Raw genomic sequence first — 18411 nt, 5'->3', positions numbered from 1 at the left:
TGACCGAAGCCACTCTGTTAACAAGATAGTATTTTAGATTGTATACTATTACGGCCAGTGGCACATTGGCGCCATGGCCACTGCCAAAATCTCCAAAAAGCCGCCCCCGCGCGGCGACATTGCGAAAACGTCCGGGACTGCTTTGCCCCCGGCGACGACGCATGAGCGCGAGCCGATCGCGCATCTGATCGCCAGAAAACTCGAGGAAGATGTCGTGCTCGGCAGGCGGCATCCGCGCGAGCGCCTGGTCGAGCAGGATCTGTGCGCGGCCTTCGACACCCATCGCGGCGACATCCGGCTGGCGCTGTTCGAATTGGAAAAGCGCGGAATTGTCGAACGCATTCCGAACCGCGGCGCGATCGTGCGCGATCTGAAGCCGCGTGAGGTGAGCGATATTTATAATGTTCGCGAGGAACTCGAGGTGATGGCGGTGCGGATTCTACCGTTTCCCGTGGCGCCCGCCGATATCGTCCGGCTCGAAGCCGTGCAGCGCGAGCACGGCAAGGCCGTGGATGCCGGCGACCTTCTGGCGGTGTTCCACAGCAATGTGCAATTCCACCGCGCCCTGTTCGGGCTGTGCGGCAACGCTTGCCTGATCGAGACCATCGAAAATCTGGCGCAAAAGGTTTCGGGCATCCGCTCCTATGCCTACGCCAACCCGGGCGCGTTGAACGAGGCCCGCCAGGACCACATTGCTATGATCGAGGCCCTTCGGCATTCCCGCCGCGACGAGTTGATCATGCTGACAAGGCGTCACCTCAAACCGGCCGAGCAGGCCTATGTTCGCGCCTACCGGCAACGTTTCGGCGTCGGCGCAGGTGCCTGACACACTCCAAAACGAATTCCGCAGAGCCGTTGCCCCTGCCCGGCCAATCGGCTAAATGAAGCCCTGTTGCACCCGTAGCTCAGCTGGATAGAGCGTTGCCCTCCGAAGGCAAAGGTCACACGTTCGAATCGTGTCGGGTGCGCCAGTTCGGGACGGCGAAGGCCTCGCTGGCGTGTGCGGCTTCAAGCAGAATGTCTCGCAGACACGCTGCGCGTTGTGGTTCCCAATCAAAAATATCAAAAACAACCCCATGCAAGGTAACAGGCAGTCGCCGGCATGAAAGCTTTGGGCCGGTACGCGCCAATCCAGTTGGCGGGCACGCGCGCACCGGCGGGCTTAAAGCAGATTTAATGTCGATACCGCATCCTCGTCACCTGGCCGAGGAGGCGACATGGGCCGCAGGTATCCTTATCAGCGCTTTCTGCAGATCAACTTTACGCCGCTTGAGCAGCTTCGCTACGGCATGCTGCGTCCCTATTGGTGGTTGCAGAGGCGGCTTGATCGTCTGTGGTATTCGAAGCTTGTCTATCGTTGGATTAGCGGCCCGCTGAATGAGCGGAAGTACTCGCCCTGGGCTACGTTCTCGTCCGAGACGAAAGCACCGGTCATCACTGACCCGAACCAGTTCGGGTGCCGCACGCGGCATGGTGCTGCGGTGGTCCACTGGAGTTACTCCAGGGTGGCGGCGCCGCGCCCCCTCCGCGCGCGCAATGCGCTGCTGCCTGATGGAACGCGGGGGATGTTTGGAACCGGACTTTGCCTTGGTGGCGGCGCGAGGGCCGGGGCGACAAGATGTGGGTTATCGGAGACGTCGATATTCGAGCGGACGACGTCGTTTTTGTCGATCGCGCCTCACAGGATATCAGATACGAACCTCCGCCGGCCGATTCTTTCGCTCGCCTCGAACGTGAGCTCGCGCTTCACCATCCGTTCGTTGCGGCGCTTGCGGACGACAAATTTGCTTTTGTCGCCCACAACATGCTCGCGAACCTTGAATGGATGCGGATCGGTTCGCGAGAGATCGGCATGTTCGAGCGCCTTCACGGCATGATCGCGTGCCTTCGCAACAAGGGAGAGGATTACCTCGACTACAAGCTTGGCTATGCCCTGCCGAGGCCGACTGACACCGAAGTGGCGGAGAACATGCGGCGGATGAAAGAGATCATGCGTACGTTGGGCTGGCGCACTTACACGCCAGACGAGCTTAAGGCGAGAATGCACGAGGATTTCCGCACCCGGGTCGAAAGCCGTCTCGAGGCGTGGAGGCGGCTGGATGCCTATGAAGCGCGGCCGGCCGGCAGCCATGATGTCCTCGCCAAGACGCCGCTGGTCGCGGATATGCCGCTGTACGAGGGCGACGATCGGGAGTGGCTCGCCGAATTGCGAGGCGAGGAACGGATGGCGGCCTCCTCACAATTCGTCGAGCGGCTCAAGGAGCTCGCGGACAGCGGCCGCCTCACGGCGGGCGAGTTCGAGGAGCTATCCCAGCATCTCTACTAGACCGCGAACTGAGGGCTATTCCGGAGACACCGAGGCCCACGCGCGTAGTACCAGATCGCAGGGCGGCGCAGACCTGCCGATTCGAGCGCGTGGCTTGCTGCGCCATCATGGCGCCACGGCGAAGCAATAGTGCCCATCTTCATCGGCCGTGGCACGCCAGACTGCGATTTCGCACGACATCGTTGCCAATCGGCGCGCAGACGCAACATCGGGCTGCCGACGGCGTACGGGAAACTTGCTCGTTGTTGTCGGCCGAACCGGCCAGTTTGCCCATGTTCGTCATGACGCTGCCCGCCAAGTGACGGAGCCCTTCATCGCTGCAATGCCGCAACCAGTTCCTCGACTTCGACCGCGCCCAGCCATATATGTTGTGGCCATGACAAAGCTCCTCGATGAAGCAGTGGAGGCCGTGCCTCGTCTGCCGTCAACGAGCAGGATGACATCGCACGCGCCATCATGCAGCTTGCAGGCGCCGATCTTCCGGCGCCGGTTGTCCTTTCGCCCGAAGAGCGCGAGGCGATTGCCCGCTCCAAGGCCGCCGCCGACCGCGGTGAATTCGCAACCGACGAAAAGGTGCGGGCCGCCTGGGCCAAGCATGGCCTATGAGGCTGCGCTATACGCTTCCCGCCCTGGCCGACCTTGCATCGATTCTGGACTACATTGCTGCTCGCTCCCCGCAGAGAGCCGCACGCATCGGCTGAACGTATTCGCGGGCATGTTCGCAGTTGGCACGTTGGCGGCCGCCGTAGGTTCGAGATCGAGAGGAGCGCCGGCATGAGCACCGACCGGGACACCGTGCGATCCTATGACGCGGTCGCGGCAGAGTACGCCGCGGACGCCGCGGCGATGCCCGAATGGGTCGCGACAGAGATCGATGCGTTCGTGACCGAACTGGGTGGCTCGGGCAGGGTGCTGGAGATCGGAAGCGGTGGCGGGCGAGATGCACTAGAACTCGAGAAGCGGGGGATGAGCGTCCGGCGCACCGACATCTCAAAGGGTTTCATCGAACTGCTTCGCGGGAGTGGCTTCGAGGCCGACCTGTTGGACCCGCTGACCGAAGACCTGACCGACCCGCAACGTCCGGGCACGCCGTACGACGGGATCTGGGCCTGTGCCTGCCTGATTCACGTCGCGCGCGAGGATTTCGGCACGGTGCTTGGACGGCTTGCCAAGGCGACCCGGACCGGTGGCCGACTGCACGCCTCGGTTAGAGAGGGCGATGGCGAGGATGTGTCCACACGCGGCAGCGCGTCGGCGCCTCGGCGGTACGTCGAGACGTACTGGCGCGAGCCCGCCCTGCGGTCCGCACTCACAGACTCCGGCTGGATCGTCAGCGACGTACGTCGGTGCATCGGAAGGCCGGATGATTGGTGGCTGAGCGTTCGGGCGAGTCGGGCATGAGGCACACAGAGTTCTGGGCCCGGATGGAGGCGGCGCTGGGGGAGTCCTAGGCCCATTTCTGAGCCGGTCAGCATGTCTCGGCAGATCCTGCGATATCGGGAGGCCCACGACCCGGGAAGCAAGATCGCGGGGCGTCGCAGACTTGCCGATTGGAGCGCGCGGCAGGCTGCGGCATCATAGGGGCACAACGAACGAATAGTGCCCATCTCCATCGACCGTGGTGCGCCACCTGTTCGCCAGACCACGCCGACTTACGGGTGCGCCTTTTTGCGCTGCCATTCTCCGTCCGACTACCGGTGCCCATTCAAAAGGACAGATACCGCACGAGCAAGCGATCGACGTGGACCACGCGCATGTCTCACCCATTCAATGGCCGTGGACTGATGCCGAGAATCTCTCAATGTCGGGTCCGCGCCTCGCTGCAGAAGTAACTCGACGACGATGGCCTGTCCCTGAATGGCCGCGGTGTGGAGCGGCGTGGCGGTCCAATGACTGCCAGGCGGGTTTGCGTTAACGTTTGTGCCCCGATCGAGCAGGAGTCGCACGACGCGAGTTTGTCCGCACATGCTCGCGAATACGAGCGCTTGCTCGGCCGCCACGACGCGATCAGATGACAACGGAAAAAACGCCGGGACCGGCCCAACCGCAACGCTCTTGTCGCCATCAAGCCAGGACTGCACCCAATCCGTTTTTCCGGCAGCAGCCGCAAACGCGAGATTGTCCGTCCGCGCTCCTCGTGCGAGCAGAGCGTACACGCAGTCCAACGTGCCGAAGCAGAGCGCTGCCCCGAGCGGCGAGTCATTGTCATCACGGCCGTCGATAGCCGCGCCAGCCGAACACAGCACTTCCACCAATCTGCCGGCGACACCCGCCTCGGATGGTCGGAGGACACGAGCAGGCCCATCGTGGTGCAACGCCCCTTATACGCATCGCATAGAGCGTCGACTTCGGCGCCCGCGGCGAGAAGTGCGGCCGCGATCTCATCGGAGTTTGTGACAGCGCACTGCAATTCCGGCTCGATACCGTTCGCCGAGACGTAGTGAAGCAGGGTCGCATGATGGTTCGATACCGACCGCGCGTGGATAAGCCGAGGCTCCGCGGCCAACTCGGCGCGCACGGCGGCAGCATCACCCGTGATGATCGCTTTTGCCGCCCGAGCGAACGCCGGCGCCTCGGCAGCGAGAATCTCGTCGATGGTGTCCACGACCGCCTCCTGATCAACCAAGTTTGGCCGATGAGCCACGACAGGCCAATGGTCCGAACTCGGACCATCATCGGTCTCGTATGCTGGGTCCGCGGGTTCACCGCATCCAGCGGCGTAGTGTCATGTCGTAGTGCGTCGCAATTCTGACGCCTTAGGGGGAGGCTATGCTAAGACATCATAGCGCCGCGGCGAGCAATAGTGCCCGTCTTCATCGGCCGTGGCGCGCCACTTTACGATTTTGCGCGATATCGTTGCCGATCAGTCGCAAATGCGCGCGAAAGCCCGCGGAAGACGCCGATTGCTCCTAGCTTCGCGAAATGCTGAATCCATTTCCCGCCACGCGATGCGAGGCAGGGGGCGGGGACGCACGCCTGGCTCTCACACGCAATGTCGCTCACATTGAAGGCGAAACGCGTTTGCCATCCGACCCAGTGGCGATTGCGAAAACTTTGTCGCCGATTTTCCAGACGTGGGACCCGCCCGACTGAACCACGTAGGTGTTCACTGGGAGCGCTCGACAGAATTCGACGTAGGTCATGCTGCCGTCCTTCACCCCTTGTATGGGGTCTTTGATGAACGCGGGCCGCCGTGCCCCTCATTAGAGAGAGCGCCGTCGCTGGACGGCGCGCCACGCTCCGCAACGCGAGAGAGCGCAATCACCCGATCGAGCCGCGCATGAAGGTCGGTAAGCATCTCCGCGCCGAGGGGCTTCTTGATTTGCTCAAGAACCCGCTTCCACACGGGAAAGATCGTTTCAATCATGCGCTCACCGGACCGCGTGATGACGACGATTTTTGTGCGAGCATCTTCCGGGGACCGCGCCACACGTAAGAGCCCAGCACGTTCGAGCGGTCGGATGCTTCGCGTCAGGGTAGTGCGATCCATCAGCAATGCCTGTGCGAGCTTGTTCATAGGCGCACCCGAATCTCCGAACAGCGCGGCAGTCGCGATGACGGGCAGTTGCGACGAGAGCAGTCCGAAAGGCGCTAGCTCGTCGTCGAAGAGCTTTGCGAGGACACGCGAGGCTTGCCGCACGCGGAGAGCGGGGCACTCCACGGCCATCGTTCGTGCTAGCTGAGCGAATTCAGCCATGAAACGTGCATATGCATCAGAATTATCTGCCGATCACTCGAGGTTGAAAGCAGAATTCTTGACAGGCGGTTAGCTTAGTCAACATTATAGATGCATATGCAACTGATGTCCAGAGCCTTGCCGGGCCCGCCAAATTCATCACGTTCGAACTAACAGAGCGAGGCTCCCGCCATGTCAATGTTCAACACTTCAGTTCCAGTATTCGAGGTCGGTCTCAACACGCTGTCGACGCTCATCGACAAGGCCGAGGCCTATTCCAGGGCGAAGGGCATTGATCCCGCAGTGCTTCTCAATACGCGCCTCTTTCCCGACATGTTCGCATTCTCGCAGCAAGTGCAGAGCGCTTGCGACCAGGCCAAGAACGGGGGCGCGCGGCTCGCCGGTCTTGAGCCGCCAAGATACGAGGACAATGAGAAGACGATCGCTGAACTCAGGAATCGCATTGCGAAAACGATCGATTTCATAAAAACGCTCGACCCGCAGGACATCGACACGGCTGCCGAACGCGAAATCACGTTCCCGCTCGGCCCGAGCAACAAGGGGCACATGCGAGGTATCGACTATCTCAACCACTTCGCACTGCCTAACTTCTACTTTCACCTGACCACTGCCTACGACATTCTCCGGCACTGTGGCGTCGAGATCGGCAAGCGTGATTTCCTCGGCGCCATCCCGATGAGAATCTCGTGAGACATCATAAGAAAGAGGCCCAGCCGCAGCGTCCTCTCGCGGCACGGCCTGTGGCGCAGCTTCGAGGCGGTTAAGTCCGCTACCTACAGCGGGTCGACTGGCGCAGCGACTGGAGGGTCATGCAGCCACTACTGTCGGATAGGGTGGCGTAGCATCGCCGTCCCTTTCGTGCAGTGGAGCGCTTCATCATAGCGTCACGGCGAAGCAGTGGTGCCCATCTTCATCGGCCGTGGCGCGCCAGTCTACCGCCAGATCGAAAGTTAACTGGCAGATCACCACTGAAGCATGGCTCTCCGGAACGGCATCAGTCGCGGCTCTACCGGCCAAGTTCACGTTCCGCCTCCGCTAAGGCGTGCGGCTCGACCAGCAGGCCTTGTCGTCCATAGCGGCCCCGGGTCTTGTTGAAGCGTACCACCACGGCATGCCTCGGGCTCTTTGCCTTCGCCCGGCGCGTGAGCAGTGCATTTCCGGCCCCCAAAAATTCAAGATCGGCGAGCCCTGTGCATCGCAGGCATGCCGGGCCAGGACTTTCCATGATGAGAAGATCGCCCGTTCCGCCGCATCGGTGGCATTTCCAGGTATCGTTCAGTGGTTGGATCACCACAAGCTCGGGCGCACGGCTCGCCATCTCCGCCAAACGCTCCTGCTTTCTCTGCGAAAGCTCGCCCGAGATCCAATGGGTGCGGTACAACCTTTCGATCGTCGGATTCCCGCTCTTGCTGAAGCGCAGCGTCTGCCGCGACGGTGTCCGCGCAACATAATGCGTCTCGCTTGGGGTCAGCCCTTTCGCGGTTGCCCACGACCGAAACAGCTTCATGGCCTGCGAAATGCGCGGCAGATTGGTCTGCATGACGCGCTCGAGATAGTCGACCTGCCCCTGCCGCCAACGTTTGAGTGCTCCGGGATCGAGCCATCCGATCCCGACCAGCACGTCGACGGGGCTCACATACTTCTGGGCTGCGAGCGTCGCCTCAGCCGCTCTGATCACGCGGTCGTTGAGTTTGTTGCGGTTCTCCGGATGCATGTCCGCCCTCTCGGCGTGCCGTGGTCATCAGGATGGAGTCCGGCGCCCGATGCCGCGTCAACCGGCGAGCCCAAGGTCAGCTCTCCGACGATGGAGTCGATCCGGCATTGGCTTGCATGGGCGCGCGCGCATAGGCCTCCGGGATAATAATCGAGGGATCGGCTGGGTCCAGCGCATCGTGCGTGACCACCGTACCCACGAGTGCTGTCGCGGCAAGATCGAAGTCGGTCTTCTGTGGCGAAGCGAGCGAGACCTGCACCTGCGTCCGATACAAAACGTAGGCCGCAAGCAACGCCTGGACCATCGCGGTGAACAGGAACAAGGCGCGTGGCCCTTCCGCCGACATGAAGGCAGCGGCAATGAGCGGTCCGACCACTGAACCGAGGCCGTTGGTGAGCAGGATTGTGGCGGCGATCGGTACCACATCGCTCGCTGGGGTCTTGTCATAGGCATGAGCCGCGGCAAGCGAATAGCCGGGCAGCGCGAGCGCCCCGAAGAGAATGCCGAATAGCAGCAGCATCATTCCGGATGCGGAGATCAACCACGAGGCAACGCCCGCGGCGGCGGCTCCGATCAAGAGAACGAGTAGCACCAGGCGGCGATCGATGCGGTCGGACAGACGGCCTACCGGCCACTGGACAATCGCTCCCGCCAGCACCGCCGTACTCATGAACAGCGCCACCTGATCGATGCTGAGGCCGCTGCCGGCGGCCGACAGCGGCGCAAGGCCCCAGAATGCACCGTTAGCTGCGCCAATCATGAAACTTGCGACCAGCGCGACGGGTGCCGCGCGGTATAGCTGTCCGACGCGAAAGCTGACGGTGGTAATCGGTGCTGGTTGCGCCGCACGGGTCAGGGCCACCGGAACGATGGCCAACGAGGAAAGCATGGCGGCCACCATGAAGTTCCCAGCCTCAGCGATCGGATAAAGCGTCACCAGAGCCTGACCAAATGTGATGGCGCCATAATTGACCACCACGTAGGCCGACAGCACGAGCCCGCGATTCTCGTTGGAGGCGCGATCGTTGAGCCAGCTCTCGACCACCAGGTAGAGACCGGCGAGGCAGAGGCCGGTTACGCCGCGGAAAGCTATCCAGGCCACGACCACCGGCGCGAGCGCGTAGGCAAGCGCCACGGCAGCCGCCACCGCCACCATCGCTGTAAAAGCGCGGATGTGCCCCGCGCGCTGGATCAGATAAGGCGCGAGCAGACAGCCGCTGACGAAGCCGACGTAATAGGCCGAGCTGATGACACCGAGCGCAAGATCGTCAAAACCTTCCGCGCTGCCGCGCAACGGCAGCAACGTGAATTGCAGGCCGCTGCCTGCCAGCAGGAACGCGAGGCCCAGGAGCAACGACACGATCGGGCGCAACGTCTTCGGCATCCGGATCGACCCAACAGTCATCAGAGTCCAGATTCATTGAATCCACAATGTGTTGATAAGATCGTAGATCATAAGAAGTTTCGCGCCCGCGCGCCTGATGCGCCCCGCGCGGACCATTGCCGGCCATCGAGCGCGACCGCGAAGGCATGCGGCGGAGACTTTGGCTTGAAGTCAGGCTACGGAAAGCACATTTGACAACCGCCCGCCAAACATCGTCAGAGGTGACATGACCGTATCAGACCCGCGCGACTTTCACGCTCCGCAATCGTCCTACACCCGTGAAGAGCTGCTCAAGTCGAGCGAAGGCGGCTATTTCGGGCCGGGCAATGCTCAGCTCCCGGCACCGCCCATGCTGATGATGGACCGGATTATCGAGATCAGCGTGGACGGCGGCGAATTCGGCAAGGGCCATGTCATCGGCGAGCTCGATATCACGCCGGACCTCTGGTTCTTTGGCTGTCACTTTGCCGGCGACCCGGTGATGCCGGGGTGTCTGGGTCTGGACGCCATGTGGCAGATCATCGGCTATTGGCTCGGCTGGTCGGGCTCGCCGGGCAAAGGCCGCGCGGTCGGCGTCGGCGAGGTGAAATTCCGAGGCGACATCAAGCCAGACGTCAAGCGCGTGCGCTACGAGGTCAGTATGCGCCATGTCCGGCGCGGCAAACTGGCTGTCGGCATTGCGAACGGGCGTGTCTTTGCCGACGACACATGCGTCTATATCGCCAGGGATATGCGGGTAGGACTGATAGCGCCGGCGAGCTGATATGCCACCCAGGAAAGAAGCCCCAAGCGGGCTACCGTAAATTTCGATCGTATCACTGTCGAGGATGGCAGGTGGATCGATCGAGTTACCCATCTGGGACGGCGAAGGTAAATGGATCTTACTCACGCCGCCTGAATTCGTTAACTCCGGAGCGCCCCGCCGTCAGTTCACGGCGCAGCTTGCGGAGTGGGTTGGCGCATTGCCGGAAGCGGCCTGACAGAAAGCCTCATAATAGGCTTCCAGCTCCGCTACGGCGCGATGCTCCCATTCCCTGGCTTGCGCCAGCAGGGAACCGCTATGAAGCGGCCGGAAGGCCGCGGTCTGGCGGTACAACGATGCGATTGTGCGGTAGCGGCGAACGTTTTCCATGATGGCCAGCCCGTTCATTGCTTGGATCTCCCCATTCCCTTTCCCGGGGACGAATTTGCGGCAGAACGATTTTCGATTAGTTAGCGGGACTGGAAGAGAGCTCGTGTGGTTTCCGAACTGTTGACGGCGGGTGCGCAGGGCATGGACGCGGCTTGCCACGGCAATGCCGCCAGCATGAGCGCCTGCGGACATGCGCACGGCCGCGCGCGATAACGCGCAAACTATTTCGATGCCAAGATACAAGTTGGCCAAAGCTCGACCGGCTCACTCATTGGTGCGAACTGCCTGCAGCGAATTGCCGCTTGAGCAGATCACACCTGGCGAACGATCGTCAGCCGAAGCGAAGGACGCGCTGCTCCCATGCCCTGCCGCTGGGATCAGCAATATGCAGGCACAGTACGCCAGTCCGACACCGAGAAGCGATGCGGACAAGACCGCGGCGGCGGACCGCCAGGCAGCCTGCGTTCTCTGTGGTGGCGGCTGTGGCCTGCCGATGGTGACGAGCGACATTTGGCTTGAGCTGAGCACGGCGGGATCCTGCAGAGCGCCACCGCGCTAATGGTGCTTGTGCGCGACACCATTGACACCACTAACGGCGGCTCCGGCGTTTTCCTCGACGTTGTAGATGATGTCGACGGGCCCGGCCTTCTCGAACACCAGCGTGCCCTTCACCTTCTGGCCGATCAGGAACGGCTCCTTGAGGCCCATCAGCAGGATGCGATAGGCGCCGGGCTTGAGCTCCACGGTCTTGCCGGGCTTGATCTCGAGACCGTTCGCGAGCGGGCGCGTCTTCGCCATACCGTCCACATCGACCACCTCGTGCACCTCGATCTGGCTTGCCGCGGGCGACGTGCCACCGATCAGACGATCCGCGGTCTTTCCCTTGTTGGTGATGGTGAGATAGCCGCCCGCGATGTTGGAATCCTTCGGGGTCGGGCGCGACCAGGGATGGCCAATGTCGAGCGCGCCGGCCTTGTACTCGTGCGCGCCGGCGCTGGTCGCAATGAGCAAACTCGCTGCGACAAAAATAGCCGCGGTGACAAACACAAAGATATCTCTGACGATGGTTGTCATAATTGTCCTACTCCGATACGCGCGCTGGACCGTGAAGCGTGTAGAGAAACATTCAGACGCGATTACGGCTGGCGCTCGCCGTGATTGCGGCCACTGCCGGACGTGATTGCGGCTGCTGCGTTGCGACGCGAGCGACCTCGGGCATACAACCAAGCAACTGATTGCACCTCTTTCGCCATTCGCCCAACACGCGACAGCCACACAGACGCCGCGCCCGCGATGGCGCGTTCGCTTTTCCGCTTCGCTTCGGTCGCCAGCCAGCCGCGCTTCTCGCAAGATCCAGTCAATCTCGCGCCCGATTGCGATGGCTAATCGCCGGACAGTGAGTACAGGGGGCGTATGTGTGTGCGTATCTTAGACGGCCAGCGGCCGGCATCTTTTCATCCATGATATTTTTTCTCGCTGCTCCCGCAGCAGCACATCATCCGGGCGGCGGCGGCAATACCGGCAGTGGCGGCCCCATCAACACCATCTCGGCCGACACGCTTTCCGAAGGACTGATCGCCGCATCGATCCGCTATGAATTCATCAGGCTGGGCCAACTCAGCGATGCCGACCTGCTCACCGCAGCAAACCGGGGCACGCACGCGCATTCGATCCGCTCGATCGACAGTGTCTCGCTTTCGGTGGCCTACGGCATCACCAACGATCTGACGGTTGCCGTTCGCGCGGCCGGCGTGCGGCGCTCGGATATCCGCGAGCCCGGGGAGGACATGCTGAGCGGCGGCCACATGGGCATGATGGATGCGAGCGACATGAGCAGCCTGATGGGATCCGACAGCATCAACAAGCGCGGCAACTCGGCGGGGTTCGGCGACGTCACCATGCTCGGGCAGTACCGTTTCCACAGCAACGCGCAGAGTGGGACGTCAGCCGCCGTACTGTTCGGCTTCAAGGCGCCGACCGGCAGCACCAACCAGCGCGACGCGGCCGGCCAGCTTTTTCAGGCCGAGTTTCAACCGGGCTCGGGTTCGTGGGACGGCCTGTTCGGCGCCGCCTTCACCAAGCGCGCCGGCCGCTGGTCGTTCGACGTGAGCGGCCTCTATTACCTGATCAGCACGGGCACGCAGAACACCAATCTCGGCGACCGTTTTCTGTTCGGCACCGCCGTGTCGTATCGGCTGGTCGGGCCGACCGGCTCCGCGAAAGAGGTGGAGCTGCACGAGTACTGCATGCAGCCGCGCAATCAGTTGCAGGAGCATTGTCTCTATCACGCCAACCACGACCACAGCGACATGAAGAAGACGCCCTACACGCTCGACCTCGTTCTCGAGCTCAATGGCGAGTGGCACGACAAGCAGCGCATCGCCGGAATTCCCGACCCCAATTCGGGCGGCACCACGGTCTATCTCTCGCCCGGCGTACGCGTCGGTTTCGATCGCTTCTCCGGCTTTGTTTCGGTCGGCGTGCCGGTCATCAACCAGCACAACGGCGTTCAGTCCAAGCCGGACTATCGCGTGCTCACGGGGATCGGCGCGCGGCTGAATTGAGTCCGGCGTCCTCGCCGTTTGTAGACGAAGCCCGGGTGTTCTATGATGTTTCCGGCACAACTGTCGAAGTTCTGGTGATCATAGCCAAATCGGAAGCTGAGTCATGGTTCGCAGAGTTGGGAGATCCGGGTTGAAGGACGTTCCTTTGTCGGAAACAAAGGACAACTTGTCCCGCTCACTTGAACACGACCCACGCTTCCTAAGCCGCGTCGAACAGGCGCGCAGTAGCTTGAGCGCTGGACTCGGGATCAAGCTCGAAGACATTGAACAGGAATAGGGCGCCAGATCCGCGCACGCCTGTCGTCACGCGGCCCGGACGTTGCCGAGGAATTTGCCGGTTTCAGTTTTGAGCTGCTCGGATTGCGACGTCAGTTGACCGGCGGCATTGAGCACGAGGCTCGCGGCTGCGTCGACCTTGCTCGAAGCTTCGCGCACGCCCGTGATGTTTTGCATCACCTCTTGGGCGCCTTGCGCCGCCTGCTGCACGCTGCGGGCGATCTCGTTGGTCGCAGCTCCCTGCTCTTCGACGGCGGCCGCAATGGAGCCTGCGATCTCGTTCATTTGTCCGATCGTGGTACCGATCTCGCGGATTGCATTAACCGTCGAACCGGTCGCATCGCGAATTTCCTGGATCTGGCTGGTGATTTCGTCGGTAGCCTTGGCGGTCTGCGACGACAGCGCCTTCACCTCGTTGGCGACGACGGCGAAGCCTCTGCCCGCCTCGCCGGCCCGCGCAGCTTCGATGGTCGCGTTCAACGCCAGCAAATTCGTCTGTCCCGCGATGGTCTGGATCAGCGCCATGACCTCGCCGATCTTTTGCGAGGCCTCGACCAGGCGGCCGACCATGGCCTCGGTCCGGTTGGCCTGCCCGACCGCGTTCTGGGCAATCGACGAAGATTGGGTGACCTGCCGTGCGATCTCCTGGATCGAGGAAGACAATTCCTCCGCCGACGCCGCAACGGTCTGGACGTTCGACGCCGTCTGCTCGGCGGCGGCCGCGACCTTCGCGCTCTGATCCGTCGTTCCCACCGCAATCGTGGACATCGACGAAGCGGAATTCTGTAACTCGTCGGCGGCCGTTGCGGTGCCCCGGATCACCCCGCCGATGCTGCGCTCGAATTCGTCGGCGATGCGGGACAGAACCGCTTGCCGCTCCTCGGCAGAGCGCGTCTTCATCGCTTCCTGTTCGGTGCGCAGCCGCGTGGTTTCGACCAGATGATCCCTGAAGACCTGGAGGCTTCGCGCAATGCGGCCGATCTCGTTGGTCCGGTCGACGAACGGAATCTCGGCCGCAAGGTTGCCCTTGACCAGCTCGTCCATCGCCGAGCAGGTTCTGTTGAGCGGAACGACCATGCCGCGGCCGAGCCAGAATGCCGAGAAAGCCGCGATTGCCAGCCCGGCCAGCCCGGCGATCCCGGCCCAGATCATCCGACTGAAGACCACCGCGTCGATGTCGTCGACATAAACGCCGGCCTGGATCGCGAGAGGCTTGTCGCCTGTGCCAAACGCCCCGACATAGGCGATCTTGCGAAGTTCGGCGCCGCCGGCGGAGCGGGGCGCCAGATATTCGACAAAGCCGCCGCCGGCACGCGCGGCCCGCACGATGTCCTGGATCAACAGTTTGCCGCTCTTGTCCTTGAACTCCCAGCGGTTGACGTTGATGTATTTCGGATTGACGTGCACATAGGTGACGCCGGCATCGGCGCTTCCCGTGCCGTACACGCCGATGTAGTCGGCGTGTTCGCCCCAGCGCATGGCGCCGATCGAAGCAAAGGCCATCTGACGCGCCCGGTCAGGCTCGATCTTGCCGGCCTTGGCCTCACCCTCGTATTGGGCGAGGATCCTCGTCGCGGCCTCGACAAGATTGCGGACCGTGGTGCGCCGCTCGGCCAGCACCGCATCGCGCAGCACCAGGATCTGCAGGGCGGAGACGGCCAGCAGCACGATCGTCAGCGCTGCAATGACCATCGCAAAGCGCTGATAGACGGTGAGGTTACGCATCCGCTTGTCCTTCCTGTCGGTTGCGAAAGCGTAGCAATTCAACGTTAACCGACGGTTATCGGCGGATCCTTCCGGCATGACGCCCGGCTATGCGCGTCGGCTTCAAGGTTGAGCAAGCCGTCACGCCGCGCCGCTGCCAAATCGCGCTTGAAATCATCACGCCAGGGCGACACAATGCTGCCTGTTCCTTCATCAACCGTAATGTGCCAGTGCATCAGCGCCCCCTGACCGGCAGCATGGTGCGGCAAGAGTGACTCATAATGGCTGAAGCCGATCTCGACGTCGTCATCCGGCAAATCGCAAAAGCGCAGAACAAGAGTCTGATGGCAGCCGTGAAGAAGCGGCGCGACCAGATCATGGCCCGCGCGACCAAGGCAAAGGACAAGGAGACGCGGGACCAATTCCGGCTGATCGCCAAGAGCACGATGGAGCTCGGTACGGCCGCGGCCAAACGGCTGCAAAATTCGGCGCAAAACACCGCTGATAGCTACGCGCGCGCGATCAGGAACGCGGCCGAGGAAGCGGCTGCGAAGAAGCCGGCAAAAAAGGTTCCGAAGAAAGACGCCTAGCCGCGATCGGCGCCAAACATCGCTTTCCGATGCGGCTGTCGCAGCAGTCACAATAGCGACTTTGGCAGCAGGAGCGCCCAAGGGCCTGCTCTCTTTTCGCGCTACCCGCCGTGAAGTATCTAACCGACCGCGCGGTAGGTGCTCGGCGTTGTACCGATCAGTCGGCGGAATCGCCGGTTAAAAGTGGCGAGATCCTCGAAGCCAGCCTTGAAAGCGATCCTGGAGATCGGATCCGAGCTCTCGCGGAGCTGCCTTGCAGCGTGGTGGAGCCGCATATGCAGAATGTACTGATGCGGCGTCATTCCGGCTACTTGCTGGAACGTACGCAGAAAATGATAGGGACTCATTGCAGCTTCGCGGGCAAGCGCGTTGAGCCCCAGCCTTCCATCTGGTTGTGCATCGATACGGCGGACGACCCGGGTGATCCGCCGCTCATCGTGCGCGCTTGGAGTGCGGATAGGCGCGACTTTGTCGGCCGTCATCATCAGAACGGCGCCGGCAAGTCGGGTCGCGATTTCCTCGAGCGCTGCCCCGTCGCGCTGATCGCGGGCGACTTCAGCATCGGCGAGTAGACCAATGAGGTCGTTTGTCGGAGGCAAGCCGGCATGGACGAATGTAGTCCTGCGTGCGCCCGGCACGCCTGCGGCAATGCTCTCGAAGAATGCTGGCGCGAAATGAAACGCGAGACACCGGTCGCCCTGCGCATGCTCATGCCCGCACTCGAAGCAGCTGCCGGCATTGCCGAGCAGAAGCGATCCCGGCACGAGCGTCGCGGCTCCAACCTGCGTCCGGTACTGAAAGCTTCCTTGCGTCACTGGCGAGATTGCCGTTTCGGCATGCTGCTCGACGAAAGCGTGATCGTGCGGCCCGTAGTCGCAGACCACGTCACGCACGCTCCAACCGGGACCAGACGCCAATACCTTAATCTTGAGTGCCATAACGCCAGAACGCATAACCTGGTTTCAGGTTCTCCAGCAGAGCGGGCAACAGGCTGTTCCGGCCAGCCCGACCAGATTTAGCAATTTTTCCCAAGCGAAAACCGGCGCCGCGCCACATCTGCAGGGTCCAACCGGTCGATCCGAATCCCGCCTCAGGCTTGCACTTCAGTTTCGCGGCACCGGCCCGTGGCAGTGAGCAAGTTCCATGCGGCGACCTTTGATTGATCCCGATGGGTGGATATCGGATCGAGGCTCACTGTGAGGCCAACCGTTGGAGTCAGAGGAGGCTACGATGACATCTGCGCACACCACAAATGCTCAAGCGCCAAGCTCGCTTGCCACATCATTTGCTCGCGTGCTCCACGCCGATGGCCCGGATCCAGAGCGCAAGGCCAAGCTGGAACTATACTCGTGGCTCGTCGGTCAATGGGAGATGGACGTCACCACAATACTTGAGGACGGGTCCACCCATGCCGGTCACGGTGAGATTCACGCAGGCTGGATATTGCAGGGCCGCGCCATACAGGACGTCTGGATGATCCCGCGCCTCATACAACGGCGCCTGGGTATTGAACAGCTTCCCGGGGCAGGAAATTGGTACGGAACGACGCTGCGCATCTACGATCCGAATCTCGATGCTTGGCGCATTCTATGGAATGACCCTGCGACCGATGTTTTCACGCAACAGACCGGCCGCGCACGAGACCGAGATATTGTGCAGGAAGGCCCGGATCCACGAGGCGGCTCGATGCGCTGGACCTTTTCCGAAATTGAACCGGCGTCTTTTCATTGGACGGCGGAGCGGAGTTTGGACAACGAAAACTGGCGGAAGGAAGTCGATATTCGTGCGCGCCGCATGTGAGCTGCTTCCGGCGTGTCCAGCGACCACATCCGAAGCTTACGTGAGGTCGTGTGCGCAGAACCCAATCCACCGCAGCTCTTGCATTCGGCTACTTCGTTGTGGGGATCGGCGCTTTCGCGGTGACCGGTCTACTCAATGAGATCGCGCTGGAGCTTGGGACGTCAGTCGCAGGTGCGGGACAGTTGATGTCCGCCTATTCGCTTGCGCTCGCGGTCGGGGCGCCGCTGCTGATATCTCTCACGAGGCGATTTGGTCGGCGGGACTTGATTGCGGCGGGACTTGTCTTGTTTGGAGTCCTGCAGTTTGCCGCGGCGGTGGCGCCGACCTACAGCACGCTTGCAGCGGCGCGCATATTTGCAGGCCTTGCTGCTGCGATCGTCACTCCACACTCGATCGCTGCCGCCGGTCTTGCAGCTCCGCCCGGACAGAGCGGCAGAGCCATCGCCACGATGTTTCTCGGGTTCACGCTCTCGATCGTGATTGGGATACCTGCAGGAAACGCGCTCGGAGCGGTTCTTGGCTGGCGCGTAACGCTCAGCCTTGTCGGCGCAATGTCGTTCGCGAGCGCGGTGTGGGTCGCGCTCACGGTTTCAGCCAGAGTGCCGAATGCGCCGGTAGACTGGAGCGCATGGCGGCCTTTGGCGGGCAATGCAGTCATTCTATGGTTGTTGCTGACCACGGTTCTCCAGTGTGCAGGTCAATTTACACTCTATACCTACCTTGCTCCCGGCCTCAGGGACAGCCTGGGCATTGATGCGGGGGGAATCGGCCTTCTGTTTGGCTGGTTCGGGGTAGCGGGGCTTGCTGGCAATTACTTCGCGAGCCGCGTGATAGATCGCATTGGCGCTGGACGTGTGGTTGGCGCTTGCCTTGTCCTCATGATTGCAGCGTTTGCGATGTGGCCCATGGCATACGGATCGCTGGTGACTACGATGCTGGCGATCTCGATCTGGGGGCTTGGCGGCTTCGCTATTCATCCGTCTCAGCAGGCACGGCTGGTGCTCCTGGCGCCGGATCTGGCTTCAGCCTCGGCGGCATTGAATCTGTCCGCCACGTATCTCGGGCAAATGTTCGGCAGCGCCTTTGGTGGCGGCCTGATCACTTGGTTCGGTGCGGATGCGCTCGCTTGGGGAGGAGCTGCTCTGCTTGTTGCTGCGATTGGAGCAGCATTTGCCGCTGGCCAACGGCCCGCGGCAAGAGATAACGTTGAGCAAGCCTAGCCGA

21 protein-coding genes and 1 tRNA gene are annotated in these 18411 nt (G+C 62.0%); 14 read left to right on the top strand and 8 right to left on the bottom strand.

Annotated features, from left to right (window positions below; all coding sequences use genetic code 11):
* The first annotated feature begins 73 nt into the window (after positions 1 to 73).
* From V1277_RS15960 to V1277_RS15940, 5 genes are all read left to right on the top strand, one after another.
* Positions 74 to 826, top strand: a complete 753-nt coding sequence (locus tag V1277_RS15960) for a GntR family transcriptional regulator (RefSeq protein ID WP_334417148.1) — start codon at positions 74 to 76, stop codon at positions 824 to 826.
* A gap of 68 nt (positions 827 to 894) precedes the next feature.
* Positions 895 to 971, top strand: a tRNA-Arg gene (locus V1277_RS15955).
* 647 nt (positions 972 to 1618) lie between these two features.
* Positions 1619 to 2326, top strand: a complete 708-nt coding sequence (locus V1277_RS15950) for a hypothetical protein (RefSeq protein WP_334417147.1) — start codon at positions 1619 to 1621, stop codon at positions 2324 to 2326.
* Positions 2327 to 2782: 456 nt separating this feature from the next.
* Positions 2783 to 2932: a hypothetical protein gene (locus tag V1277_RS15945; RefSeq protein ID WP_334417146.1), complete on the top strand. Its 150-nt coding sequence runs from the start codon at positions 2783 to 2785 to the stop codon at positions 2930 to 2932.
* A gap of 168 nt (positions 2933 to 3100) precedes the next feature.
* Complete coding sequence (locus tag V1277_RS15940) at positions 3101 to 3727, top strand: class I SAM-dependent methyltransferase (RefSeq protein WP_334417144.1); 627 nt, start codon at positions 3101 to 3103, stop codon at positions 3725 to 3727.
* A gap of 290 nt (positions 3728 to 4017) precedes the next feature.
* Here the strand turns inward: V1277_RS15940 and V1277_RS35005 are convergent, their stop codons facing one another.
* Positions 4018 to 4482, bottom strand: a complete 465-nt coding sequence (locus V1277_RS35005) for an ankyrin repeat domain-containing protein (protein ID WP_442894581.1) — start codon at positions 4480 to 4482, stop codon at positions 4018 to 4020.
* Positions 4483 to 5480: 998 nt separating this feature from the next.
* Complete coding sequence (locus tag V1277_RS15935; RefSeq protein WP_334417143.1) at positions 5481 to 6023, bottom strand: MarR family winged helix-turn-helix transcriptional regulator; 543 nt, start codon at positions 6021 to 6023, stop codon at positions 5481 to 5483.
* Between the two features lie 171 nt (positions 6024 to 6194).
* Between V1277_RS15935 and V1277_RS15930 the strand changes: the two genes are divergently transcribed.
* Positions 6195 to 6713, top strand: a complete 519-nt coding sequence (locus tag V1277_RS15930; protein ID WP_334417142.1) for a DUF1993 domain-containing protein — start codon at positions 6195 to 6197, stop codon at positions 6711 to 6713.
* A gap of 316 nt (positions 6714 to 7029) precedes the next feature.
* On the opposite strand, the gene V1277_RS15925 is transcribed toward V1277_RS15930, so the two are convergent.
* Both V1277_RS15925 and V1277_RS15920 read right to left on the bottom strand, forming a co-directional pair.
* Complete coding sequence (locus V1277_RS15925) at positions 7030 to 7737, bottom strand: hypothetical protein (RefSeq protein WP_334417141.1); 708 nt, start codon at positions 7735 to 7737, stop codon at positions 7030 to 7032.
* A gap of 76 nt (positions 7738 to 7813) precedes the next feature.
* Positions 7814 to 9142, bottom strand: coding sequence for an MFS transporter (locus tag V1277_RS15920; RefSeq protein ID WP_334417140.1), 1329 nt, complete (start codon positions 9140 to 9142; stop codon positions 7814 to 7816).
* A 205-nt stretch (positions 9143 to 9347) separates the two neighbouring features.
* Here V1277_RS15920 and fabA point away from each other — a divergent pair, with 205 nt between their 5' ends.
* Positions 9348 to 9884: a bifunctional 3-hydroxydecanoyl-ACP dehydratase/trans-2-decenoyl-ACP isomerase gene (gene fabA, locus V1277_RS15915; protein ID WP_334371339.1), complete on the top strand. Its 537-nt coding sequence runs from the start codon at positions 9348 to 9350 to the stop codon at positions 9882 to 9884.
* A gap of 162 nt (positions 9885 to 10046) precedes the next feature.
* On the opposite strand, the gene V1277_RS15910 is transcribed toward fabA, so the two are convergent.
* Positions 10047 to 10271: a hypothetical protein gene (locus V1277_RS15910; protein WP_334417139.1), complete on the bottom strand. Its 225-nt coding sequence runs from the start codon at positions 10269 to 10271 to the stop codon at positions 10047 to 10049.
* 537 nt (positions 10272 to 10808) lie between these two features.
* Positions 10809 to 11327 carry a copper chaperone PCu(A)C gene (locus tag V1277_RS15905; RefSeq protein WP_334417138.1) on the bottom strand — a complete coding sequence of 173 codons (519 nt, stop codon included), beginning with the start codon at positions 11325 to 11327 and terminating at the stop codon, positions 10809 to 10811.
* A gap of 386 nt (positions 11328 to 11713) precedes the next feature.
* Here V1277_RS15905 and V1277_RS15900 point away from each other — a divergent pair, with 386 nt between their 5' ends.
* Positions 11714 to 12817: a transporter gene (locus V1277_RS15900; protein WP_334417137.1), complete on the top strand. Its 1104-nt coding sequence runs from the start codon at positions 11714 to 11716 to the stop codon at positions 12815 to 12817.
* Positions 12818 to 13120: 303 nt separating this feature from the next.
* On the opposite strand, the gene V1277_RS15895 is transcribed toward V1277_RS15900, so the two are convergent.
* Positions 13121 to 14818 (bottom strand): methyl-accepting chemotaxis protein, encoded by a 1698-nt coding sequence (locus tag V1277_RS15895; protein WP_334417136.1) that lies wholly within the window; start codon positions 14816 to 14818, stop codon positions 13121 to 13123.
* 89 nt (positions 14819 to 14907) lie between these two features.
* Here V1277_RS15895 and V1277_RS15890 point away from each other — a divergent pair, with 89 nt between their 5' ends.
* Both V1277_RS15890 and V1277_RS15885 read left to right on the top strand, forming a co-directional pair.
* The gene (locus V1277_RS15890; protein ID WP_334417135.1) at positions 14908 to 15072 is read left to right on the top strand and encodes a hypothetical protein; all 165 of its coding nucleotides are present in this window, start codon (positions 14908 to 14910) and stop codon (positions 15070 to 15072) included.
* Between the two features lie 6 nt (positions 15073 to 15078).
* Positions 15079 to 15387 (top strand): hypothetical protein, encoded by a 309-nt coding sequence (locus tag V1277_RS15885; RefSeq protein WP_334417134.1) that lies wholly within the window; start codon positions 15079 to 15081, stop codon positions 15385 to 15387.
* 119 nt (positions 15388 to 15506) lie between these two features.
* On the opposite strand, the gene V1277_RS15880 is transcribed toward V1277_RS15885, so the two are convergent.
* Positions 15507 to 15734: a helix-turn-helix transcriptional regulator gene (locus tag V1277_RS15880; RefSeq protein ID WP_334420388.1), complete on the bottom strand. Its 228-nt coding sequence runs from the start codon at positions 15732 to 15734 to the stop codon at positions 15507 to 15509.
* On the opposite strand from V1277_RS15880, the gene V1277_RS15875 reads away from it, so the two are divergent.
* The 4 genes from V1277_RS15875 to V1277_RS15860 all read left to right on the top strand — a co-directional run bounded on the left by V1277_RS15875 (position 15663) and on the right by V1277_RS15860 (position 18407).
* Positions 15663 to 15959, top strand: a complete 297-nt coding sequence (locus tag V1277_RS15875; protein WP_334420548.1) for a hypothetical protein — start codon at positions 15663 to 15665, stop codon at positions 15957 to 15959. The genes V1277_RS15880 and V1277_RS15875 overlap by 72 nt on opposite strands.
* Positions 15960 to 15992: 33 nt before the next feature.
* Positions 15993 to 16406: a hypothetical protein gene (locus V1277_RS15870; protein ID WP_334420546.1), complete on the top strand. Its 414-nt coding sequence runs from the start codon at positions 15993 to 15995 to the stop codon at positions 16404 to 16406.
* A gap of 211 nt (positions 16407 to 16617) precedes the next feature.
* Positions 16618 to 17187: a hypothetical protein gene (locus V1277_RS15865; protein ID WP_334417133.1), complete on the top strand. Its 570-nt coding sequence runs from the start codon at positions 16618 to 16620 to the stop codon at positions 17185 to 17187.
* A gap of 50 nt (positions 17188 to 17237) precedes the next feature.
* Positions 17238 to 18407 (top strand): MFS transporter, encoded by a 1170-nt coding sequence (locus tag V1277_RS15860; RefSeq protein WP_334417132.1) that lies wholly within the window; start codon positions 17238 to 17240, stop codon positions 18405 to 18407.
* Positions 18408 to 18411: the final 4 nt, after the last annotated feature.

This window comes from Bradyrhizobium sp. AZCC 1588 (assembly GCF_036924735.1).
GTDB lineage: Bacteria > Pseudomonadota > Alphaproteobacteria > Rhizobiales > Xanthobacteraceae > Bradyrhizobium.
The sequence above is the reverse complement of the archived record's forward strand: the minus strand, read 5'-3'. Positions and strand labels throughout refer to the sequence as shown.